The sequence below is a fragment of the Micromonospora sp. DT43 genome (genome assembly GCF_049841645.1).
GTDB lineage: Bacteria > Actinomycetota > Actinomycetes > Mycobacteriales > Micromonosporaceae > Micromonospora.
Genome location: NZ_JBNCKR010000020.1, coordinates 78,857 through 96,641, shown reverse-complemented (window position 1 = coordinate 96,641; position 17,785 = coordinate 78,857). Strand labels below are relative to the sequence as shown.

The following is a 17,785-nucleotide window of genomic DNA, read 5'->3' as shown; positions in this document are numbered from 1 at the left end:
GGCGGCGGGCGCCGGTCAGAAGGCGCAGGCGATGACGAGTTCCGGGGTGCGGTCCGGGAGCAGGTCGAGCTTGCCGATCCGGCCGGCCGCGCGCAGATCGTCGGCGACAAGGGTGAGCTGCTCCAGCAGCGCCGCCGGGCCCAGCGCCTCGGCCAGCGGCACGTCCGCCTTCATGGACAGCTTCCGCTCCGACTTGGCCCGCCGCACCTGGCCCAACGCGTCACCCGCGAGCCGCAGCAGCGCCGGCTCGCCCGTCCCCTCGATCGTCCGGGCCACCTCGTAGGTGGTGGGCCAGGGCGCGCTGTGCACCGACCCGTACCGCCACCACGACCAGATCTCCTCCGTGACGTACGGCAACACCGGGGCGAACAGCCGCAGCTGCACCGAAAGCGCGCTGGCCAGCGCCGCACGCGCCGAGTCGGCCGCCGCTCCGGTGCCGTACGCACGTTCCTTGACCAACTCGATGTAGTCGTCGCAGAAGCGCCAGAAGAACGCCTCGGTGGCCTGCAACGCGGCCGTGTGGTCGTAGGAGTCGAAGGCGGTACTCGCGGCGCTGACCACGGTGCCCAGCTCGGCGAGCATGGCCCGGTCCAGCGGGACGGTCGCCACCGCGCGCAACGCGTCCCCGGCGCCCAGGCCGAGGGCGAACTTCGTCGCGTTGAGCAGCTTGGTGGCCAGCCGCCGACCGACCTTGATCTGCGCCGGGTCGAAGGCCAGGTCCATGCCGGGCTTGCCACTTGCCGCCCAGTAGCGCACCGCGTCCGAGCCGTGCTGCTCCAACAGGGCCAGCGGGGTGACCACGTTGCCCTTGGCCTTGGACATCTTCTTGTGGTCCGGGTCGAGGATCCAACCCGAGAGCACGGTGTCCCGCCAGGGCAGCACCCCGTGCTCGAAGTGCGACCGGACCACTGTGTCGAACAGCCAGGTCCGGATGATCTCCTGCCCCTGCGGGCGCAGGTCCATCGGGAAGACCTTCGCGAACAGGTCCGGGTCGGTCTCCCAGCCGCCGACGATCTGCGGGGTCAGCGACGAGGTGGCCCAGGTGTCAAGCACGTCCGGGTCACCGAGGAAACCGCCCGGTCGACCGCGCTGCGACTCGTCGAAACCGGGCGCTGGCTCGCTTGATGGATCGACCGGCAGCGCGGACTCGTCGGGCGTGAGAGGGTGGGACCAGTCCGGTTCGCCAGCGTCGTCGAGCCGGTACCACACAGGCACCGGCACCCCGAAGAAGCGCTGCCGACTGACCAGCCAGTCGCCGGTCAGGCCGCCCACCCAGTTGTCGTAGCGGTGCTTCATGTGCGCCGGCACCCAGTGCAGCTCCGCGCCCCGGGCCAGCAGCGTCGCCCGCAGGTCGGCGTCCCGCCCGCCATTGCGCAGATACCACTGGCGGGTCGAGACGATCTCCAATGGCCGGTCGCCGCGTTCGTAGAACTTCACCGGATGGGTGATCGGGCGTGGCTCACCGATCAGGTCACCCGCGTCGGCGAGCATCCCGACGATCTCCCGACGGGCGCCGTTGACGGTCTGCCCGGCCAGCGCCGCGTACGGCGCGGCCGGCACCCCGGCCGGCGGCTCGGGCAGCAGCCGGCCGTCGCGGCCGACGACCACCCGCGTGTCGAGTTCGAGATCCCGCCACCAGGTCACGTCGCTCAGGTCACCGAACGTGCAGACCATCGCGACGCCGGTGCCCTTGCCCGGCTCGGCGAGCGGATGGGCGCGCACCGGCACCTCGACGTCGAACAGCGGGCTGCGCACAGTCGTGCCCACCAGGTCGGCGTACCGCTCGTCGTCGGGGTGACAGACAAGCGCGACACAGGCCGGCAACAACTCCGGCCGGGTGGTGTCGATGAGCACCTCGCGCCCGCCCGGCCCGGCGAACCGCAACCGGTGGTACGCGCCGGGGCGCTCCCGGTCCTCCAACTCGGCCTGGGCGACGGCGGTGGCGAAGCCGACGTCCCACAGCGTCGGCGCCTCCGCCTGGTACGCCTCACCGCGGCGCAGGTTACGCACGAAAGCCCGCTGACTGGTGGCGCGGGCCACCCGGCCGATGGTCGTGTACGTCAGCGACCAGTCCACGGAGAGCCCGAGCCGCCGCCAGAGGGCCTCGAAGACCTGCTCGTCGGCGACCGTCAGCAGCTCACACAGCTCGATGAAGTTGCGCCGCGAGATCGGCGTGGGGTCGCGGCGCGCGGCCTCGTCGACAGGGGTGGCCGGGGGCCGCCACACCGGGTCGTACGCCAGCGCCGGATCGCAGCGCACCCCGTACACGTTCTGCACCCGACGCTCGGTGGGTAGGCCGTTGTCGTCCCAGCCGATCGGGTAGAAGACGGCCTTGCCGCGCATCCGCTGATAGCGGGCGATGGTGTCGGTGTGCGTGTACGAGAAGACGTGCCCCATGTGCAGCTCGCCCGATACGGTCGGCGGCGGGGTGTCGATGGCGTACACGTCGCCCCGCTTCTTCGAGCGGTCGAACGCGTACGTGCCGTCCTCCTGCCAGCGGCGCGCCCAGCGCTCCTCGAGCCCGTCCAGACTCGGACGCTCGGGAACGCCGGCGCGGGCCGTCCTCGCCGTATCGGTCATCTGCCGATCGTAGGCACCAGCAGGGTGTCGAGCCACGGAGTTGCGCATCGCCGGCTCACACGAGCGAGTCGCGCCACTGCCGGTGCAGGGCCGCGTAGCGACCGTCGGTGGCGGCCAGCACGGCGGGTGGGCCGTCCTCGACGACCTGCCCGCCGTCGATGACGAGCACCCGGTCGGCGGTTTCCACCGTGGACAGCCGGTGTGCGATCACCAGCGCGGTACGGTCCCGCAGGATGGTGCCGAGCGCCCGCTGCACCAGCCGTTCCGTCGGGACGTCCAGTGACGACGTCGCCTCGTCGAGGATCAGCACTGTCGGGTCGGCCAGGAACGCCCGGGCGAACGCGACCAGTTGCCGCTGCCCGGCGGAGAGCCGGCCGCCGCGCCTGTGCACCTGCGTCGCGTACCCGTCGGGCAGCGCCGCGATGAACTCGTCCGCGCCGATCGCCTGGGCGGCGGCGCGCACCTCGGCGTCGTCGGCGTCCGGCCTGCCGAACCTGATGTTCTCCGCCACCGTGCCGCTGAACAGGTGGTTCTCCTGGGTCACCAGCACGACCGCGCGGCGCAGGTCGGCGTCGGCCACCTCGCGGAGGTCGATCCCGTCCAGCAGGACGCTGCCGGCGTCCGGGTCGTGGAACCGGGCGACCAGCTTGGCGATCGTCGACTTGCCCGCGCCGGTCGGTCCGATCAGCGCCACCGTCTGCCCGGCCGGCACCTCAAGGTCCAGCTCGGCGAGGATGGGCGTGTCGGCGCGGTAGCCGAAGGAGACGCCCCGAAAGGTCAGCTCACCGTGACCGGGGCCGGTCGGCAGCGGCACCGGCCGGGCGGGCTCGGCCACCGCGGGCCGCTCGTCGAGCACTCCGGCCAGCTTCTCCAGCGCCGCCGTCGCCGACTGCAACGAGTTGTAGAACTGGCTCAGCTCCTGCATCGGTTCGAAGAAGCGGCGCAGGTAGAGCAGGAACGCGGCGAGCACTCCGATCTCGGTCTGCCCGCCGAGCACCCGCCAGCCGCCGTAGCAGAGCACTACCGCGACCGTGACGTTGCCGATCAGCTTGATCGCCGGCGAGTACGTGGCGATCAGCCGGAACGCGTGCAGAGAGCTCTGCCGGTAGTCGTCCCCGAGCGTCACGAAGATCCGCTGGTTGCGGGGTTCCCGGCGGAACGTCTGCACGGCCCGGATGCCGCGCATCGACTCGACGAAGTGCACGATGACAAGCGCGACGGCCTCCCGGGTCCGCCGGTACGCGCTCGCCGACGCCCGCGCGAACCAGCGGGAGAGCCAGAACAGGAACGGGAACGCGAATAGCGTCACCGCGGCCAGCGGCAGGTCCAGCCAGAGCAGAATGCCGGCCACCGACAGGATCGACAGCGCGGCCAGCACGAGGCTGTCGATCCCACCGTCGACCAGCTCGGCGATCGAGTCCAGGTCGCTGGTGAGCCGGGACACCATCCGACCGGACGTGTACCGCTCGTGGAAGCTGACCGACAGTCGTAGGAAGTGCCCGAACACCCGCTGCCGCAAATCCAGGAGTACGGCCTGGCCGATCCGGGCGGAGAGGGCGAGGAAACCGCGGCGGGCCGCGTATTCGGTCAGGGCGGCCACGGCGAACGCCCCGGCGACGGCGACCAGCGGGGTGGCGTTCCCGGCGCGTAGCGGCGCGATGGCCCGGTCGATGCCGATCATGACCAGGTACGGGCCGGCCATCGCGGCGGCGTTCTGCGCCAGCAGCAGGCCGACCGCCGCGGTGAGCCGACTCCGGTGCGGGCGCAGCAGATCGGCCAGCAGGGCCCGGCTGTGCCGGCGTAGCCGGGCCACCGCCTCGGGGGTGGTCTCCTCGGCCCGGCTCCGGTCGGCCTCCGGGTCGGTGGCCGTTCCCCGCCAGCGGGTCAGCTCCGGCTCCTCTGCGCCAGGCGGGTCGGCCTGCTCGGCGGAGTTCATGAGCGCACCAGCCCCCAGTCGTCCGGGGTGGACGCACCCGGCCCCGCCGTCCCGGTGCGCCCCTGTTCCGGCTCGGCGCCTCCGGCCGGCGGCGCGGGTGGTGGCTCGGCGGCCAGCAACGCCCGGTAGGCGGGCACGCTGGCCAGCAGTTCCGAGTGCCTGCCGATCGCGGCGATCCGTCCACCGTCGAGCAGTGCGACGCGGTCGGCAAGCGCGATCGTCGACGGCCGGTGCACCACCAGCAACGCGGTGCTGGCCCGCAGAACCTGCCGCAGTGCCGCCTCGACAAGCGCCTCGGTGTGTACGTCGAGGGCGGAGAGCGGGTCGTCGAGCACCAGCAGCGCCGGGCGGCCGAGCACCGCCCGCGCCAGCGCCAACCGCTGCCGCTGACCACCGGAGAGGGACAACCCCTGCTCACCCACGCGGGTCGCCAGGCCCCACGGCAGGTCGTACGCGAAATCGGCCTGGGCCAGCGCGAGGGCAGCGTCTACCTCGTCGTCGCCGGCGTCCGGGCGGCCCAGGGTGAGGTTCTCCCGCACCGACATGGAGAAGAGCGTGGGCTCCTCGAACGCCATACCTACCAGTCGGCGCAGCGAGGCCAGCCGTAGTTCGCGCAGGTCGTGCCCGTCCAGGGTGATCCGGCCGCCGGTCACCTCGTGCAGCCGGGGCACCAGGGAGAGCAGTGTGCTCTTGCCGCAGCCGGTGGCCCCGACCAGGGCCAGGGTCTCGCCCGGCTCGATGGTCAGGTCGATTCCGTGCAGTACGGCGGCGCTGGCCCCCGGGTAACGGAAGTCGACAAGTTCGAAGCGGAGCCGGCCGTTGACCGCGTCGCGGGTAAGCGTTCGCGCGTTCGGAGCGTCCACGATCTGCGGCGGAGTGTCCAGCACCTCCTGGATGCGGTCCGCGGCGGTGGCCGCCTCCTGGCCGTTGGCGATGATCCAGCCCAGCGACTGCACCGGCCAGATGAGCATCAGTTGGAGGCTGGCGAACGCCACCAGTTCGCCGATGGTGAGCACGCCCTGGGCTGCGGCGGCTGCCCCAGCCACCAGCACCACACCCAGGGTCACGTTGGGCACGAGGTCGAGCAGCGCCGAGCTGTTGGCAAGCAGTCGGCCCTTGCCCACGGCGGTGTCGTGCAGGGTCCGCGCCCCAGCGGCGAAGCGGGCCGCCAACTCGGGCCCCCGGCCGTACGCCTTCATGGTGCGCAGGCCCTGCGCGGTCTCCTCGACCAGGGTCGCCACGTCGCCCTGCTGGTCCTGCATCCGGCGGGACGCGGTGTGGTAGTGCCTGCCGAAGCGGCGGGTGATCAGCAGCAGGGGCACGGCGCTGGCCGCGACCAGCAGCCCGAGCACCGCGTGCAGATGGACCAGCAGCAGCACCACCACCACGTAGGTGGTCAGGTTGAGCACCAGGAAGAAGACGCCGAACGAGAGGAACCGCCGGAGCACCGACAGGTCACTGGTGATCCGGGAGAGCAGTTGGCCGGACTGCCAGCGGTCGTGGAAGCTGGCCGGCAGCCGTTGCAGGTGTGCGTAGACGTCGGCGCGCAGTGCCGCCTCCATGCCCACCGACGAGGAGGACTGCACCCATCGGCGGATGAAGATGAGCACCGCCTCGACCACGCCGAGCAGCAGCGCCAGGCCGCCGAGCTGGAGCAGGCCGGCGGGCTCGTGGCGGGCCACCGGCCCGTCCACCACCCGCTGCACCACGAGCGGTACGGCGATCCCGGCGGCCGTGCCGGCGAGCCCCGCGACAAGCAACCAGGCGAACTCGACGGCGTACGGGCGCAGGTAGCGGCGCAGCCGCCAGAGGTTGTGCACGGGGTGGCGGCCCGCGGCGACCGGGGCGGCCCGGTCGCCGTCGCTCTCCACAGGCACTACCCGACGGTAGCGTCAATAGGTGTCGATGCTGCTGTCAGCTTGCTGTCAACCGCCGCTCATGACCGAGAAGCCACTTCTTCACGTCCAGCCCCCAGCGGTACCCGCCGAGCGTGCCGTCGGTGCGCAGCACCCGGTGGCAGGGCACGAACAGCGCGGCCGCGTTGCGGGCACAGGCTGCCGCCGCGGCGCGCACCGCCGGTGGCCGTCCGGCCAGCGCCGCGTATCCGGTGTAGGTGACCGGGGTGCCCGCCGGAACCTCCCGCAGCACCTGCCAGGCGTGCGCCATGAACTCACCGCCGGTCTGCTGTCGTACCGGCACCGAGTCGATGGCGGTGAGGTCGCCGTCCAGGTAGGAGCGGACGGCCACGGTGGCCGGCCCGAGGTCGGCGCGTTGCCGCAGCGGCGCCCGCAGGGTCGGGTGGATCAGGGGCAGCAGCGCCGCCGGGTCGGGTGTGAAACCGGCCGCCAGAACCTCGCCGTCCGGGCCGGCGAGGATGCTCAGCGGGCCGGTCGGGGTGGTCAGTACGGTGCTGTCGATGCTCATGCCGCTCTCCAGAGTCTGATCGTGGCGTAGGACCGCCAGGGGCGCCACCGTTCGGCGTGCGCGGTGAGGGTCGTGTCGGGCAGGCCGAGCGCGGCTGCGCCACGGCGGATCGCGAGGTCGGTGTCGAGGAGCACGTCCGGGTCGCCGAGGGCGCGCATGGCGAGGTAGCTGGCGGTCCACGGACCGATGCCGGGCAGCGCGAGCAGCCGCCGTACGGTCTCCTCCCGGTCACCCCCCGGCGCCAGGTCGAGCGTCCCGTCCACGACGGCGAGCGCAAGCCCCCGAATGGTCTCCCGCCGCCGACCAGGCATCCCGAACGCGGAGTCCGGCAACCCCAGAACCTCCTCCGGGCTGAGGAACCCCCGCAGGTCGGCCCGTTGATCATGAAGTTGTTGTCGCGACACGCCGTCGTCGGTGGTAATAACTTCATGATCAACGCGGGTGGTCAGGAGGCGGGTCAGGGTGGTTCTCGCGGACGTTACCGAGACCTGTTGGCCTATTACGGCTCTTACCGCCATCTCGAAGCCGTCTACCGCGCGGGGGACGCGGATGCCGGGCTCGGCGGCCACCACCGGGGCCAGCGCCGGGTCCGCCGCGAGCGTGGCGTCGACCGCTACCGGGTCCGCGTCGAGATCGAGCAGGCGTCGGCAGCGGGCCACCGCCGGCGCGAGGTCGCGCAGGTCGGCCAGGCGCAGCGTCGCCGCCACGTGCCCGTCCGCCGGGGTCAGCGCCACCTGGCCGACGCCGTGTGGCAACCGCAACCCCCGGTGGTACGTCCCGTCGCGCACCTCCTCCACCCCGGGCAGCGCGCGCAGCGCGAGGAAGTCCAGGAGCGCCCGGGCGTGCAGCGGCGGACGGTACGCCAGCCGGAGCGTGATCGTTCCCGCCCCGACCGCCGCCAGGTGCCGACCACGGGCCGTCCGCAGCTCCGACGGTGCGCTCGCGTACACCTCGCGGATTGTGTCGTTGAACTGCCGCACGCTGCCGAAGCCGGCGGCGAACGCGATCTCGGCCATGCCGAGGCCTGTCGTCTCGATCAGGATCCGGGCGGTCTGCGCCCGCTGGGCCCGGGCCAGCGCGAGCGGCCCGGCACCCATCTCGGCGCGCAGCATCCGGTGCAGGTGCCGTTCGGTGTAGCCGAGGCGGGCGGCCAGCCCCGGTACGCCGTCCCGGTCGACCACCCCGTCGGCGATCAGTCGCATCGCTCGGCCGACCACGTCGGCGCGGACGTCCCACTGCGGCGAGCCGGGTGCGGCGTCCGGCCGGCAGCGGCGGCAGGCGCGCAACCCGGCGCCCTGTGCGGCGGCGGCCGACGGAAAGAACCGGACGTTGCGCCGCTTGGGCGTGGTCGCCGGGCAGGACGGCCGGCAGTAGATCCCGGTCGACGTCACGCCCGTGTAGAACCAGCCGTCGAACCGCTGGTCACGGCTGTCCACCGCTCGGTAGCACCGTTCGAAGTCCATCTCCACGTCACCCATGGTGCCCCGCTGGTCGGGCCCTCGGCTGGCGGGAATCGGACCTGGGCGTGCGCGGCCGCCCGTCTGATGATTCGCGAGGCTGGCGCTACTCAGCGGCGGCGGCGCCGGTGGGGCTGACCGGACCGCTGCCCGGACTGCGCGGGCTGCCCGGACCGGGCGGGTTGCCCGGACCGGGCGGGTTGGCCGGCCTGGGCGGGTTGGCCGGCCTGGGCGGACTGGCTGGACCGCCTCGGCTGCTTCGACCGGCTCGACTGCCCCGACCGGCTCGACTGCCCCGACCGGTTGGTCTGGCCGTCGAGCAGGGGCGAGCGGAACACGGCGTCCGGGTCGTACCGCTTCCACAGCCGGCGCACCCGGGCGCCGGTCTCGCCCGGGTAGATCCGCGCGAACGCGGCCGGGTCCGGTCGGCTCTCGAAGTTGACGTACTCGCCGTCGGCACGCACGCCGACGGCCCGCCAGGCGATGTCCAACGCACCGTGGCCCTGCGGTGGGAACGTCGAGGCGATGACAAGGGTGTGCTGGTGCCGATGCCGGTAGGCCGTCGCGTCCGCGGCTACGTCGTTTACCGCTCCGCCGACCGAGCGCAGTTGGACCACCGCCCGGCCCGGCCCGGTGGTCGCCCGCATGACCGCTCGGGCGGAGGCCGGGTCCAGCTCGGTGAACAGGCCGTTGGTGGTCGTACCCCGTTGCTGTCCGACGTTCGGGTGCAGGTGCGCCGTCGGCACCAGCGTCGGGTAGGGCAGCAGGTCGCTGCGGTGTTCGAGCACCTTCCCGATGGCCAGCAGCGGCTCCACGACGGGCCGGACGCGACGCAGGCTCTCCGCGGCCACCACTGCGGTGACGGACATGAGCGTCGAGCGGCCCTCGGCGAACAGCACGGCGGCGGCGGACAGCTCCCGGGGGGCCCGCGCCAGGTAGCTCGCCCACTCGTGGACGGTACGGCCGTCCGGGTGCGCCTCGATGACCAGCTGCGCCACGCCGACGTTGCGCTGCTCGGCGGCCTCGATCTCGAACGCCACCACCACACCGGCTCCCGCGCCGGCACCCCGGACCAGCCAGAAGAGCTCGGGTTCGTGCGCCGCGTCCGCGCGTACCAACGTTCCGTCGGCGAGCACGACCTCCACCGCGCGGACGCGGTCGATGGTGAGGCCGTGGGCGCGTACCAGCCAGCCGACGCCGCCACCGGTGGCCAACCCGCCGACGCCGACACCGCCGTAATCGCCCGAGCTGACCATCAGGCCGTACGGGGCCAGCGCCTTCGCGACGTTCGCCCAGCGGGCACCGGCCTCGACCCGGACCAGCCCGGCCCGCTCGTCGAGCACTCGCACCCGGTTGAGCATCGACAGGTCGATGACGATCCCGCCGTTGTTCGAGGAGGCTCCGGAGAAGCCGTGCCCGCCACTGCGGACGGCGATCGGCAGCCGCTGCTCCCGCGCGTACCGGATCGCGTCGGTCACCTGACCGATGGTCTTGGGCAGCAGAACGGCGGCCGGCGAGGCCGTCGTCGTGTACGTGGAGCGCAGCTGCGCGTACCGACGGTCGCCGGGCGTGACGATCTGCCCGGTCAGCGACTGAGGCACCCGGCCCAAACCCATACCTCACCCTCCCACCCCACCCCCTCCCTCCCCGAACGGTGATCAAGAGGTTTGCGTCACGACGCCTCGTGTCCGGTGACGCAAACCTCTTGGTCACCAGGGGGAAAGGGGGCCGGGTGGGGGGTTTCCGCCCGGAAGTGTCGGTCGTGGCGGGTAACGTCCGGCCACCAACTCAAGAAGGGGTACGGCGATGGCGAGCGTGGCGGGTCGGGCGACGGCATCGACACCTGGCGCGTTCCCGCCGCTGCCCCGCGCCGTGGTGCAGTCCTTCTACCGCCGCATGCGGGCCGTCGCGCCGGCCGCCGTCGGCGCCATCGAGCGGGACCGGGCGGGTGACCCCGAGCGGGCGTTCGCCGACACCGCCTGCGGCCGGCTCGCCCGCTCGCTCGACGACGCCGGTCTGCGGGCGCTCGGCATGTGGACGCACCACTGGTGCATGCGCTTCTACGACGACGACACCCGGGCGGCCCGGCGGCTGGTCCGCGAGATCGCCGCCCGGCCGGGGCTGGGCTGGACGGCCGACGAGGTCCGCTGGATGCTGCGCGAGTCGGTCTGGGCCGGGCCGGGCGCAGCCGAACGGTTCACCCTGCCTCGTGCCGCCGCGGCGCAACTGCCCGCGACCGACAGTCCGTTCGACGAGCTGCCCCCGGAGGCCCAGGTGCCCCACCAGCGCCGGCCCGACCGATCGGGTTGATCATGAGTTTGACGGGTTCGTTGATCTCCACGAGCGACGCCAACCTCATGATCGCCGCGCGGAGGGCGACGGGATCGTGTCCGGGTGGTTGCGGCAGGATGGGTGCCGGCCCCACCGAGGAGGAACCCGATGCCCGCAAGCGAACCGACAATCCTCGCCACCAGCATGGGATTCTTTCGCGGCGGTCGGGGGCCGCTCGACCTGCGCCCCAGCCCGATCTTCGAGCTGGCGGCCGAACTGGCCGAGGCCGGCCCGCACCCGCGGATCTGCTACCTCGGGCAGGCCGTCGGTGACCAGCCCACCTCGTTGGCGGCCGCCTACAGCGCGTTCGCCGACACCCGGTTCCGCCTGTCGCACCTCGCGCTGTTCCCGATGCCGAACGTCGACGACGTCCGCGCCCACCTGCTCGCCCAGGACGTGATCTGGGTCGACGGCGGCAGCGTCGCCAACCTCGTCGCGGTCTGGCGGGTGCACGGGCTCGACGAGATCCTGCACGAGTGCTGGCAGGCAGGCGTGGTGCTGGCCGGCGTGTCGGCCGGCTCGATCTGCTGGCACGTGGGCGGCGCCACCGACAGCTTCGGTCGCCGCCTGCGCGGTTTCACCGAGGCGCTGGGCTGGCTGCCGTACGGCAACGGCGTGCACTACGACAGCGAGGCCCAGCGCCGGCCGCTGATGCACGCGCTGGTCGGCGACGGGACGCTACCCACCAGCCACTGCACCGACGACGGCGTCGGCCTGGTCTACCGGGGGAGCCGGCTGGTCGAGGCGGTCGCGGACCGCGAGGGCGTCTCGGCGTACGAGGTCAGTCGCGCCGCCGACGGCACAGTCGCGGAGACTGTCATCACCCCACGCCTGCTCGGCTGAGCACGGGTCAGACCCGGTCCTCGAACGCGGCGCACACGGTCGCCCGCACCTCCGGTCCGTCGATCGCCCGCAGCAGCTCCCGGGCGAGGGCGATCTGGTGCCCCTCGTCGACCGCCCGGTCCATCGGGGTCAGCTCCACCCGCCACCGGAACCAGAGGTAGTCGTCCTCGTCGGTCGCGGCGAGCCGCGGGTCGGCGGCCTCGTTGGGGGTGATCTCCAGCAGGTTGCCGCGGACGTCCACCGAGTCCCGTCGGTGGGGCACCGCGTCGGGTAGTCCGGTACGGATCTGGTTCAGCAGCTCCGACGCCGTCGGCGGGCCGTCGACCATGAGAAGAAACTGCAGGGTCGTCCGCATGCCGGTCACCCTGCCAGATCGCTGCCCTGGCGGGCGGCCCGCCGGGGGCGGGCATCCGTGCTCCGGGCCGGCCGAATCGGAGCCGCGTGGACCGGTCCGGCCGGCACCGGCGTAAGCTGGCCCGTCGTGAGTCTCACCATCGGCATCGTCGGCCTGCCCAACGTCGGCAAGAGCACGCTTTTCAACGCGTTGACCAAGAACGACGTGCTGGCGGCGAACTACCCGTTCGCCACCATCGAGCCCAACGTCGGCGTGGTCGGGCTGCCCGACGACCGGCTCGGCAAGCTGGCCGAGATCTTCTCCTCGCAGAAGGTGCTGCCGGCCCCGGTGTCGTTCGTCGACATCGCCGGCCTGGTGCGCGGCGCGTCGAAGGGGCAGGGCCGGGGCAACGCCTTCCTGGCCAACATTCGGGACGCCTCGGCGATCTGCCAGGTGGTCCGCGCCTTCTCCGACCCGAACGTGGTGCACGTCGACGGCAAGGTCTCCCCGGCCGACGACATCGAGACGATCAACACCGAGCTGATCCTCGCCGACCTGCAGACCCTGGACAAGGCGCTGCCCCGGCTGGAGAAGGAGGCCAAGCTCCGCAAGGACCGCTCGGCCGCGGTCGCCGCCGCGAAGGCCGCGATCGAGGTGCTCGACGGCGGCACCACCCTGTACTCCGGGGCCGCCGCCGCCAAGATCGAGCTGGAGCACCTGCGCGAGCTGCACCTGCTCACCACGAAGCCCTTCCTGTACGTCTTCAACGTCGACGAGGCCGAACTGGCCAACGAGACGTTCCTCGACGAGCTGCGCGCCCTGGTCGCCCCCGCCGAGGCCGTCTTCATGGACGCCAAGATCGAATCTGAGCTGGTGGACCTGCCCGAGGAGGAGGCCCGCGAGCTGCTGGAGTCGATCGGCCAGAACGAGCCCGGCCTCAACCAGCTCGTCCGCGTCGGCTTCCGCACGCTCGGGCTCCAGACGTACCTCACGGCCGGCCCCAAGGAAGCGCGCGCCTGGACCGTCCCGGTCGGCGCCACCGCGCCGGAGGCCGCGGGTGTCATCCACTCGGACTTCCAGCGTGGCTTCATCAAGGCCGAGGTGGTCTCCTACAACGACCTGGTCGAGCACGGGTCGATGGCGGCGGCCAAGGCGGCGGGCAAGGTTCGCATCGAGGGCAAGGAGTACGTCATGCAGGACGGCGATGTGGTGGAGTTCCGCTTCAACGTCTGACTCCGGCCCGCTTCCCCCAAACACGCCCTACCCGGTGATCGTCCGGATCACCGGTCTCGGCAGGGTCAGTAGGTAGGCAGCGAACCAGCCGAAGGCTGTCAGTCGCAGAAGCACAGCCGGCCCGACGACCGTGACCTGAACGGTCCCACTGACGCCGCGGTCACCCTTCCGCGGCCTCATCGCGTATGGCGAGCTGGTCAAACCTGACCCACGCAGTCGTCGGCGCGGCGTCCCCATTGGTCCGCACCTTCAGAGTGGCTGTCGGACTGACAGCGTCCTCGACGATGACCACTTCCGTCACACCGGCGGGCAGGTCCGCCGGCCATCCCGCGTCGTCGGTCGGCTCGCTGGTCAGGAGATGCGCGGCACGTCCATTCAGGCCCGTGTCGGTGGCCCGCACCGGCCGCCACTCCGTCGACGTCGGCCTTGCCGGCTGTTCGACGGGCACGCGCTGGTGGTGCTCGGTCGCCGTGCGGTCGTCGGCAGCGCCTGGGTCGGTCACTGGGCCGATCCACATGTGCAGGAGGTCTTCTTCGTCCACGATGCGACGCTCGGAGAGTTCGGCGAGCAGCTCCAGATGGACGGGTCCGTCGACGATCTCCGCCCGGTCGGGTCGCAGCGCCCCGCCGAGACCCAGGGCCGGGACGAAGCCGTAGATGGTGTCGGGGCCCACGGGGCCACGCAGTGCGAGGACCCGATCGAACAACGGCTTCTTGTCGGTGCCGTGCAGGTCGACACTGCGGCGGTCCTGGCACATCAGCATCGCGTAGAGCCGATCATTGCGGCCATCGTCGGTCAGCACGCGATCCGACCGATCCGTGTGGATCACCCACCCGTACTGCGCGCTGATCGTCAACCGTGAACCCGTCTGCTGCCCCCACACCTGCAGATCGCCGAACGCGCTGCGGCTCACCGCAATCCATCGTTCCTCTTCAGGGAGGGCAAGGCCGTTCGTCCAGGCGTCGACCGCCGGCTGCCACACCTCGGGATCGCACAACCAGAACAATCCGTTGCCGAAGCCGGCGAAGCCGTACCTACGCCAGTACGCCAGCAGCAGTTCGGGCACCACACCTGCGAACGGAGCCAGCCGGCTACCGTGGACCGGAGCGGAATGGGTTGGAGGCCCCCATTTCTCAGCCAATTCCGCCACTTCATCGTGCGTCATCGCTGCGCCCTCCCGTCGTGTCGCGAATCGCGAGGCGGATGGCGTATTCGGCGGGCGCATCCGAAGACGGCGGCAACACCATCCGGCCGTTGGTGAGCCTCGACAAGTCGCCAAAGTACCCCACGAGGGCTGCCGACGGCCGGCCCCTGCGGGCGCTGCGGGGCGCGCTTGCGTGGCAGGCTTGGACTACCCTCGCGCCGTGGAAAGCACCCTGATCGATGCGCCCATCGTCGGCGTCACCGTCTACCCGGACCGGGCCCGGGTCACCCGTCGGAGCAGCCCTCGTCTGACCGCCGGCGAGCATCGCCTACGCGTCGCGCCACTCCCACTCGGCCTGCGGCGCGACTCCATCCGGGTCGGTGGTCGGGGCGCCGCCACGGTGCTCGGTGTGGACGTGACCACCTGGCGGCAGGCCCGCAGCGCCGACGCGCAGATCGTCGGCCTCGAACAGCGACACCGCGAGTTGAGCGACGAGTTGGCCGAGGTCGAGGACGCGGACGGAATCGAGGGACAGCGCGGGGAGTTCCTCACCCGGTTGGCCGAGCGCGCCGGTGGCACGTACGCCCGGGCATTGGCCTCCGGCGACGCGGCGCCGACCGACGTGGCGGCCTTCACCGACTCGGTGGCCGGTCAGCTCGCCGAGTCGCGCGGCCGGCGGCGCGGGCTGTCTCGGCGGCGCACCGACCTGGCCGCGGAGTTGGCCGCGGTCGAGCGCGACCTGAAAGCCGCGCGCGGCAAGCGGACGCCGGACCGGTTGGCCGCCGAGGTGACGGTCTCGGTGGCGGCCGATGACGCGGAGGTGGAGTTGGAGCTGACCTACCTGGTCGACGGCGCGGTGTGGCGGCCCTCCTATGACCTGCGGCTGGTCGAGGACACTGTGACCGTCACCTGGTTCGGTTTGGTCAGTCAGAACACCGGGGAGGACTGGCCGGAGTGCGAGCTTCTGCTCTCGACCGCCCGGCCCGCCGCGACTACAGGCGTACCCGAACTGTCGCCCTGGTATCTCGACCGGTTCCGGCCGGAGTTGGTTGGGCCCGTGGCGGCGGCGGCCGTGCCGGCCGGAATGTCGCCCCCGGCGCCGGGCGGGGCGCTGGGCCGGTCCGCAGCGCCCCTGCCCCGGATGAAGGAGAGCGTCGCCGAGGTCGAGCAGGGCGTGAGCGCGGCCACCTACCGGCCGGCCCGGCCGGCAGCGGTGCCGGCCGACGGCAGCGCGCACCGCGCCACCATCGCCGTGCTGGAGCTGCCGGCCCGACTGGACCACGTGACAGTGCCGGTCCGCGCGGCCGAGGCGCACCTGCGTGCCACGGTACGCAACACGTCGGATCACACGATGCTGCCCGGTCCGGCGGCGGTGTTCCACGGGGCCGATTTCGTCGCGGCCACCGCGCTGCCGACGTGGGCGCCGGGCGAGGAGATCGAGCTGGGGCTCGGGGTCGACGACCGACTGCGGGTGGAGCGGAAGCTGCACCGGCGCTCGGAGACCAGGGCGACGCTCGGGTCGACGCGGCGGCGGGAGGTGGACTACCGGATCACCGTCGCCAACCACACGCCGCGGCAGGCGACGGTCGAGGTACGCGACCAGTTGCCGGTCTCCCGCGACGAGGCGGTGGTGGTGCGGGAGACGAACCTGGCACCGGCACCGACGGAGCGTACGGAGCTGGGAGAGCTGGCCTGGCGGCTGTCGCTCGCCCCGGGCGACAGCGGCGAGATCGCCATCGGCTTCCGGGTGGAGCTGGCCAAGGGAGTGAATCTGACCGGCTGGCGGGAGTAGGCATCGTAGCCGGGCCTGATCAACTCGGATTCCTGCAAAACGGGGTGTCCGGGCGGCCGGGACACCCCGGCATCCAGAAATCCGAGAGGATGTCAGTCCGGCGGTGAGGTAGGAGGAACGGATGTCGCTCAGCTCGTCGTTCGGCTCGGCGGCGTCCGCGTACGCCGAGCATCGCCCGGATTACGCGCAGGCCGCGGTGCGGTGGGCGCTTGAGTTCGCGCCCGGCTCCCGGGTGCTTGACCTGGGTGCCGGCACCGGCAAGCTGACCGCCACGTTGGTCGCCGCTGGTGCGGACGTCGTCGCGGTCGAACCCGACCCGGCGATGCTCTCGGAGCTGCGCCGCGCGATGCCGGCCGTTCGTGCCCTGCCGGGGAGCGCCGAGGCGATCCCGTTGCCCGACGCGTCCGTCGACGCCGTGGTTGCCGGCAACGCCCTGCACTGGTTCGACATGGCCGTCGCGGGGCCGGAAATCGCTCGGGTCCTGGCACCCGGAGGCGTCCTGGCGGGCCTGTGGAACATCCTGGACGACCGGATCGGCTGGCTCGCCGACCTCGAACGGGTCAGCGGGAGTGCGGCGATCGGCCCGCGTGACACGGTCACCAGTTGGCGCGCGGCGACCGCCGACATGCTCGTTCCGAGGACCGGCCTGGCTGCCCGGTTCGGTTCGGCGGAACAGGACGAGTTTCCGCACGGTCAGCGCCGCACCGCTGACTCCCTCATCGCGACACTCGCGACCCGGGCCGGGATGCTGGTCATGCCGGAGCCGGAGCGGGAGGCGACTCTCGGCCGGATCCGCGACTTCCTCGGAAGCAGGCCCGAGACCGCCGAGGGTGAGTTCACCCTGCCGATGCTGACCGGCGTGCTGCGCGCCCGGCGCTGACGCTCAGGAGCTCGTGTCGTCGGCTGCCAGTACGAGCCGCGCCCGGCTCCGGATCGCGGGACCATCTGTCGGGTGATCCTCGCGGGTTGAGGGCGGGCTGTTGCCCTACGGATCAGCACGAGCAGCGGTGCCACGTTCGTCCGTGGCACCGCTGCTCTGGATCAGGAGCCGAGCTGGCTGAGGGGGCCAGCCAGGTTGGGGTAGTTGCGGGTGCTCATGGCCTGAACCCCTGCGGTGTGTTCACCGTTGAACGGGGTGGTGGCCCCGGGGCATCCGGCGGCGACCGCCTCTTCCGGCGAGTTGAACCAGAAACCCAGGTGGTACGTGTGGATCGGGCCGAACGCCGGGTTGGTTGTCGCGTCGACGCCGGGGTGGGTGTCCGGCGCGGGCCGGCTACCGGGCGCGAGGGCGAAGGTTTCGACGTTGAACCGTCCGACCACAGTCACCCGGGCCACGCCGTTCTGGTTGGACCGCAGGTCGCTCTGGTACCACGACACTCCGAACGGCGCGTCCGGCTGCTGCAGGACGAAAAGATCGAAGTTGGTACGCGGTGGCAGGCCGACGGCACGGATGCTGAGTATCTCGTTGACGCCTGCCGGGTGAACCCGCACAACGGCACGGGCATCCGGAAGGCAGCCCGCGGCCTCGGCGCCCTGCGAACGAACCATCGTGAACGCGAAGCTCTGCCCATCGGCGCTCGCGGGTGCCCTCGCGATGCCCGAAGCAACGAGCGTGCTCACCGCGGCCACCGCGAGAAACGCCCCGGCGGTCTTGGTACGGAATCTCATGACAACCTCCATCCGCCGGGTTGACCACTCGTCTCGCCGGCGT

General features: G+C 72.1%; 13 protein-coding genes and 2 pseudogenes. 5 read left to right on the top strand and 10 right to left on the bottom strand.

What is annotated here, in order from left to right; all coding sequences use genetic code 11:
- Positions 1-15 precede the first annotated feature (15 nt).
- The 7 genes and pseudogenes from valS to ACLQ26_RS31050 form a co-directional block, all read right to left on the bottom strand.
- A complete protein-coding gene (gene valS, locus ACLQ26_RS31080) occupies positions 16-2,580 on the bottom strand; it encodes a valine--tRNA ligase (protein WP_425747921.1) in 2,565 nt (854 codons plus the stop codon).
- Positions 2,581-2,635: 55 nt separating this feature from the next.
- Positions 2,636-4,516, bottom strand: a complete 1,881-nt coding sequence (locus ACLQ26_RS31075) for an ABC transporter ATP-binding protein (RefSeq protein WP_425747920.1) — start codon at positions 4,514-4,516, stop codon at positions 2,636-2,638.
- Complete coding sequence (locus tag ACLQ26_RS31070) at positions 4,513-6,393, bottom strand: ABC transporter ATP-binding protein (RefSeq protein WP_425747919.1); 1,881 nt, start codon at positions 6,391-6,393, stop codon at positions 4,513-4,515. Before ACLQ26_RS31070 ends, ACLQ26_RS31075 begins: the two co-directional genes overlap by 4 nt.
- A 37-nt stretch (positions 6,394-6,430) precedes the next feature.
- Positions 6,431-6,940, bottom strand: coding sequence for a methylated-DNA--[protein]-cysteine S-methyltransferase (locus tag ACLQ26_RS31065; protein WP_425747918.1), 510 nt, complete (start codon positions 6,938-6,940; stop codon positions 6,431-6,433).
- Positions 6,937-7,293, bottom strand: a pseudogene (locus ACLQ26_RS31060) (DNA-3-methyladenine glycosylase family protein); the annotation flags it as partial. The pseudogene ACLQ26_RS31060 and the gene ACLQ26_RS31065, both read right to left, overlap by 4 nt.
- A gap of 92 nt (positions 7,294-7,385) precedes the next feature.
- Positions 7,386-8,409: pseudogene (locus ACLQ26_RS31055) on the bottom strand (bifunctional transcriptional activator/DNA repair enzyme AdaA); the annotation flags it as partial.
- 98 nt (positions 8,410-8,507) lie between these two features.
- Entirely contained in the window at positions 8,508-9,998 is a 1,491-nt protein-coding gene (locus ACLQ26_RS31050; RefSeq protein ID WP_425747917.1) for an FAD-binding oxidoreductase, read from the bottom strand.
- Between the two features lie 205 nt (positions 9,999-10,203).
- Here ACLQ26_RS31050 and ACLQ26_RS31045 point away from each other — a divergent pair, with 205 nt between their 5' ends.
- Positions 10,204-10,707, top strand: a complete 504-nt coding sequence (locus ACLQ26_RS31045) for a hypothetical protein (RefSeq protein WP_425747916.1) — start codon at positions 10,204-10,206, stop codon at positions 10,705-10,707.
- A gap of 129 nt (positions 10,708-10,836) precedes the next feature.
- Entirely contained in the window at positions 10,837-11,571 is a 735-nt protein-coding gene (locus ACLQ26_RS31040; RefSeq protein ID WP_425747915.1) for a Type 1 glutamine amidotransferase-like domain-containing protein, read from the top strand.
- Between the two features lie 7 nt (positions 11,572-11,578).
- Here the strand turns inward: ACLQ26_RS31040 and ACLQ26_RS31035 are convergent, their stop codons facing one another.
- Positions 11,579-11,926: a hypothetical protein gene (locus ACLQ26_RS31035; RefSeq protein WP_425747914.1), complete on the bottom strand. Its 348-nt coding sequence runs from the start codon at positions 11,924-11,926 to the stop codon at positions 11,579-11,581.
- A 126-nt stretch (positions 11,927-12,052) separates the two neighbouring features.
- On the opposite strand from ACLQ26_RS31035, the gene ychF reads away from it, so the two are divergent.
- Positions 12,053-13,138, top strand: coding sequence for a redox-regulated ATPase YchF (gene ychF / locus ACLQ26_RS31030; RefSeq protein ID WP_425747913.1), 1,086 nt, complete (start codon positions 12,053-12,055; stop codon positions 13,136-13,138).
- A gap of 160 nt (positions 13,139-13,298) precedes the next feature.
- Here the strand turns inward: ychF and ACLQ26_RS31025 are convergent, their stop codons facing one another.
- A complete protein-coding gene (locus ACLQ26_RS31025) occupies positions 13,299-14,303 on the bottom strand; it encodes a DUF7161 family protein (RefSeq protein WP_425747912.1) in 1,005 nt (334 codons plus the stop codon).
- Positions 14,304-14,502: 199 nt separating this feature from the next.
- On the opposite strand from ACLQ26_RS31025, the gene ACLQ26_RS31020 reads away from it, so the two are divergent.
- Together ACLQ26_RS31020 and ACLQ26_RS31015 are read left to right on the top strand one after the other, a co-directional pair.
- Positions 14,503-16,074, top strand: coding sequence for a mucoidy inhibitor MuiA family protein (locus tag ACLQ26_RS31020; RefSeq protein WP_425747911.1), 1,572 nt, complete (start codon positions 14,503-14,505; stop codon positions 16,072-16,074).
- Between the two features lie 121 nt (positions 16,075-16,195).
- Positions 16,196-16,954: a class I SAM-dependent methyltransferase gene (locus ACLQ26_RS31015; RefSeq protein ID WP_425747910.1), complete on the top strand. Its 759-nt coding sequence runs from the start codon at positions 16,196-16,198 to the stop codon at positions 16,952-16,954.
- 161 nt (positions 16,955-17,115) lie between these two features.
- Here ACLQ26_RS31015 and ACLQ26_RS31010 read toward each other — a convergent pair whose 3' ends face one another.
- Positions 17,116-17,742: a hypothetical protein gene (locus tag ACLQ26_RS31010; RefSeq protein WP_425747909.1), complete on the bottom strand. Its 627-nt coding sequence runs from the start codon at positions 17,740-17,742 to the stop codon at positions 17,116-17,118.
- Between the last annotated feature and the right edge of the window lie 43 nt (positions 17,743-17,785).

Excerpts from the sequence above, each read along its gene's own strand:
- valS (WP_425747921.1), bottom strand. The coding sequence starts at position 2,580 with ATGACCGATACGGCGAGGACGGCCCGCGCCGGCGTTCCCGAGCGTCCG.
- ACLQ26_RS31075 (WP_425747920.1), bottom strand. The coding sequence starts at position 4,516 with ATGAACTCCGCCGAGCAGGCCGACCCGCCTGGCGCAGAGGAGCCGGAG.
- ACLQ26_RS31065 (WP_425747918.1), bottom strand. The coding sequence starts at position 6,940 with ATGAGCATCGACAGCACCGTACTGACCACCCCGACCGGCCCGCTGAGC.
- ACLQ26_RS31045 (WP_425747916.1), top strand. The coding sequence starts at position 10,204 with ATGGCGAGCGTGGCGGGTCGGGCGACGGCATCGACACCTGGCGCGTTC.
- ACLQ26_RS31040 (WP_425747915.1), top strand. The coding sequence starts at position 10,837 with ATGCCCGCAAGCGAACCGACAATCCTCGCCACCAGCATGGGATTCTTT.
- ACLQ26_RS31035 (WP_425747914.1), bottom strand. The coding sequence starts at position 11,926 with ATGCGGACGACCCTGCAGTTTCTTCTCATGGTCGACGGCCCGCCGACG.
- ACLQ26_RS31025 (WP_425747912.1), bottom strand. The coding sequence starts at position 14,303 with ATGACGCACGATGAAGTGGCGGAATTGGCTGAGAAATGGGGGCCTCCA.
- ACLQ26_RS31015 (WP_425747910.1), top strand. The coding sequence starts at position 16,196 with ATGTCGCTCAGCTCGTCGTTCGGCTCGGCGGCGTCCGCGTACGCCGAG.
- ACLQ26_RS31010 (WP_425747909.1), bottom strand. The coding sequence starts at position 17,742 with ATGAGATTCCGTACCAAGACCGCCGGGGCGTTTCTCGCGGTGGCCGCG.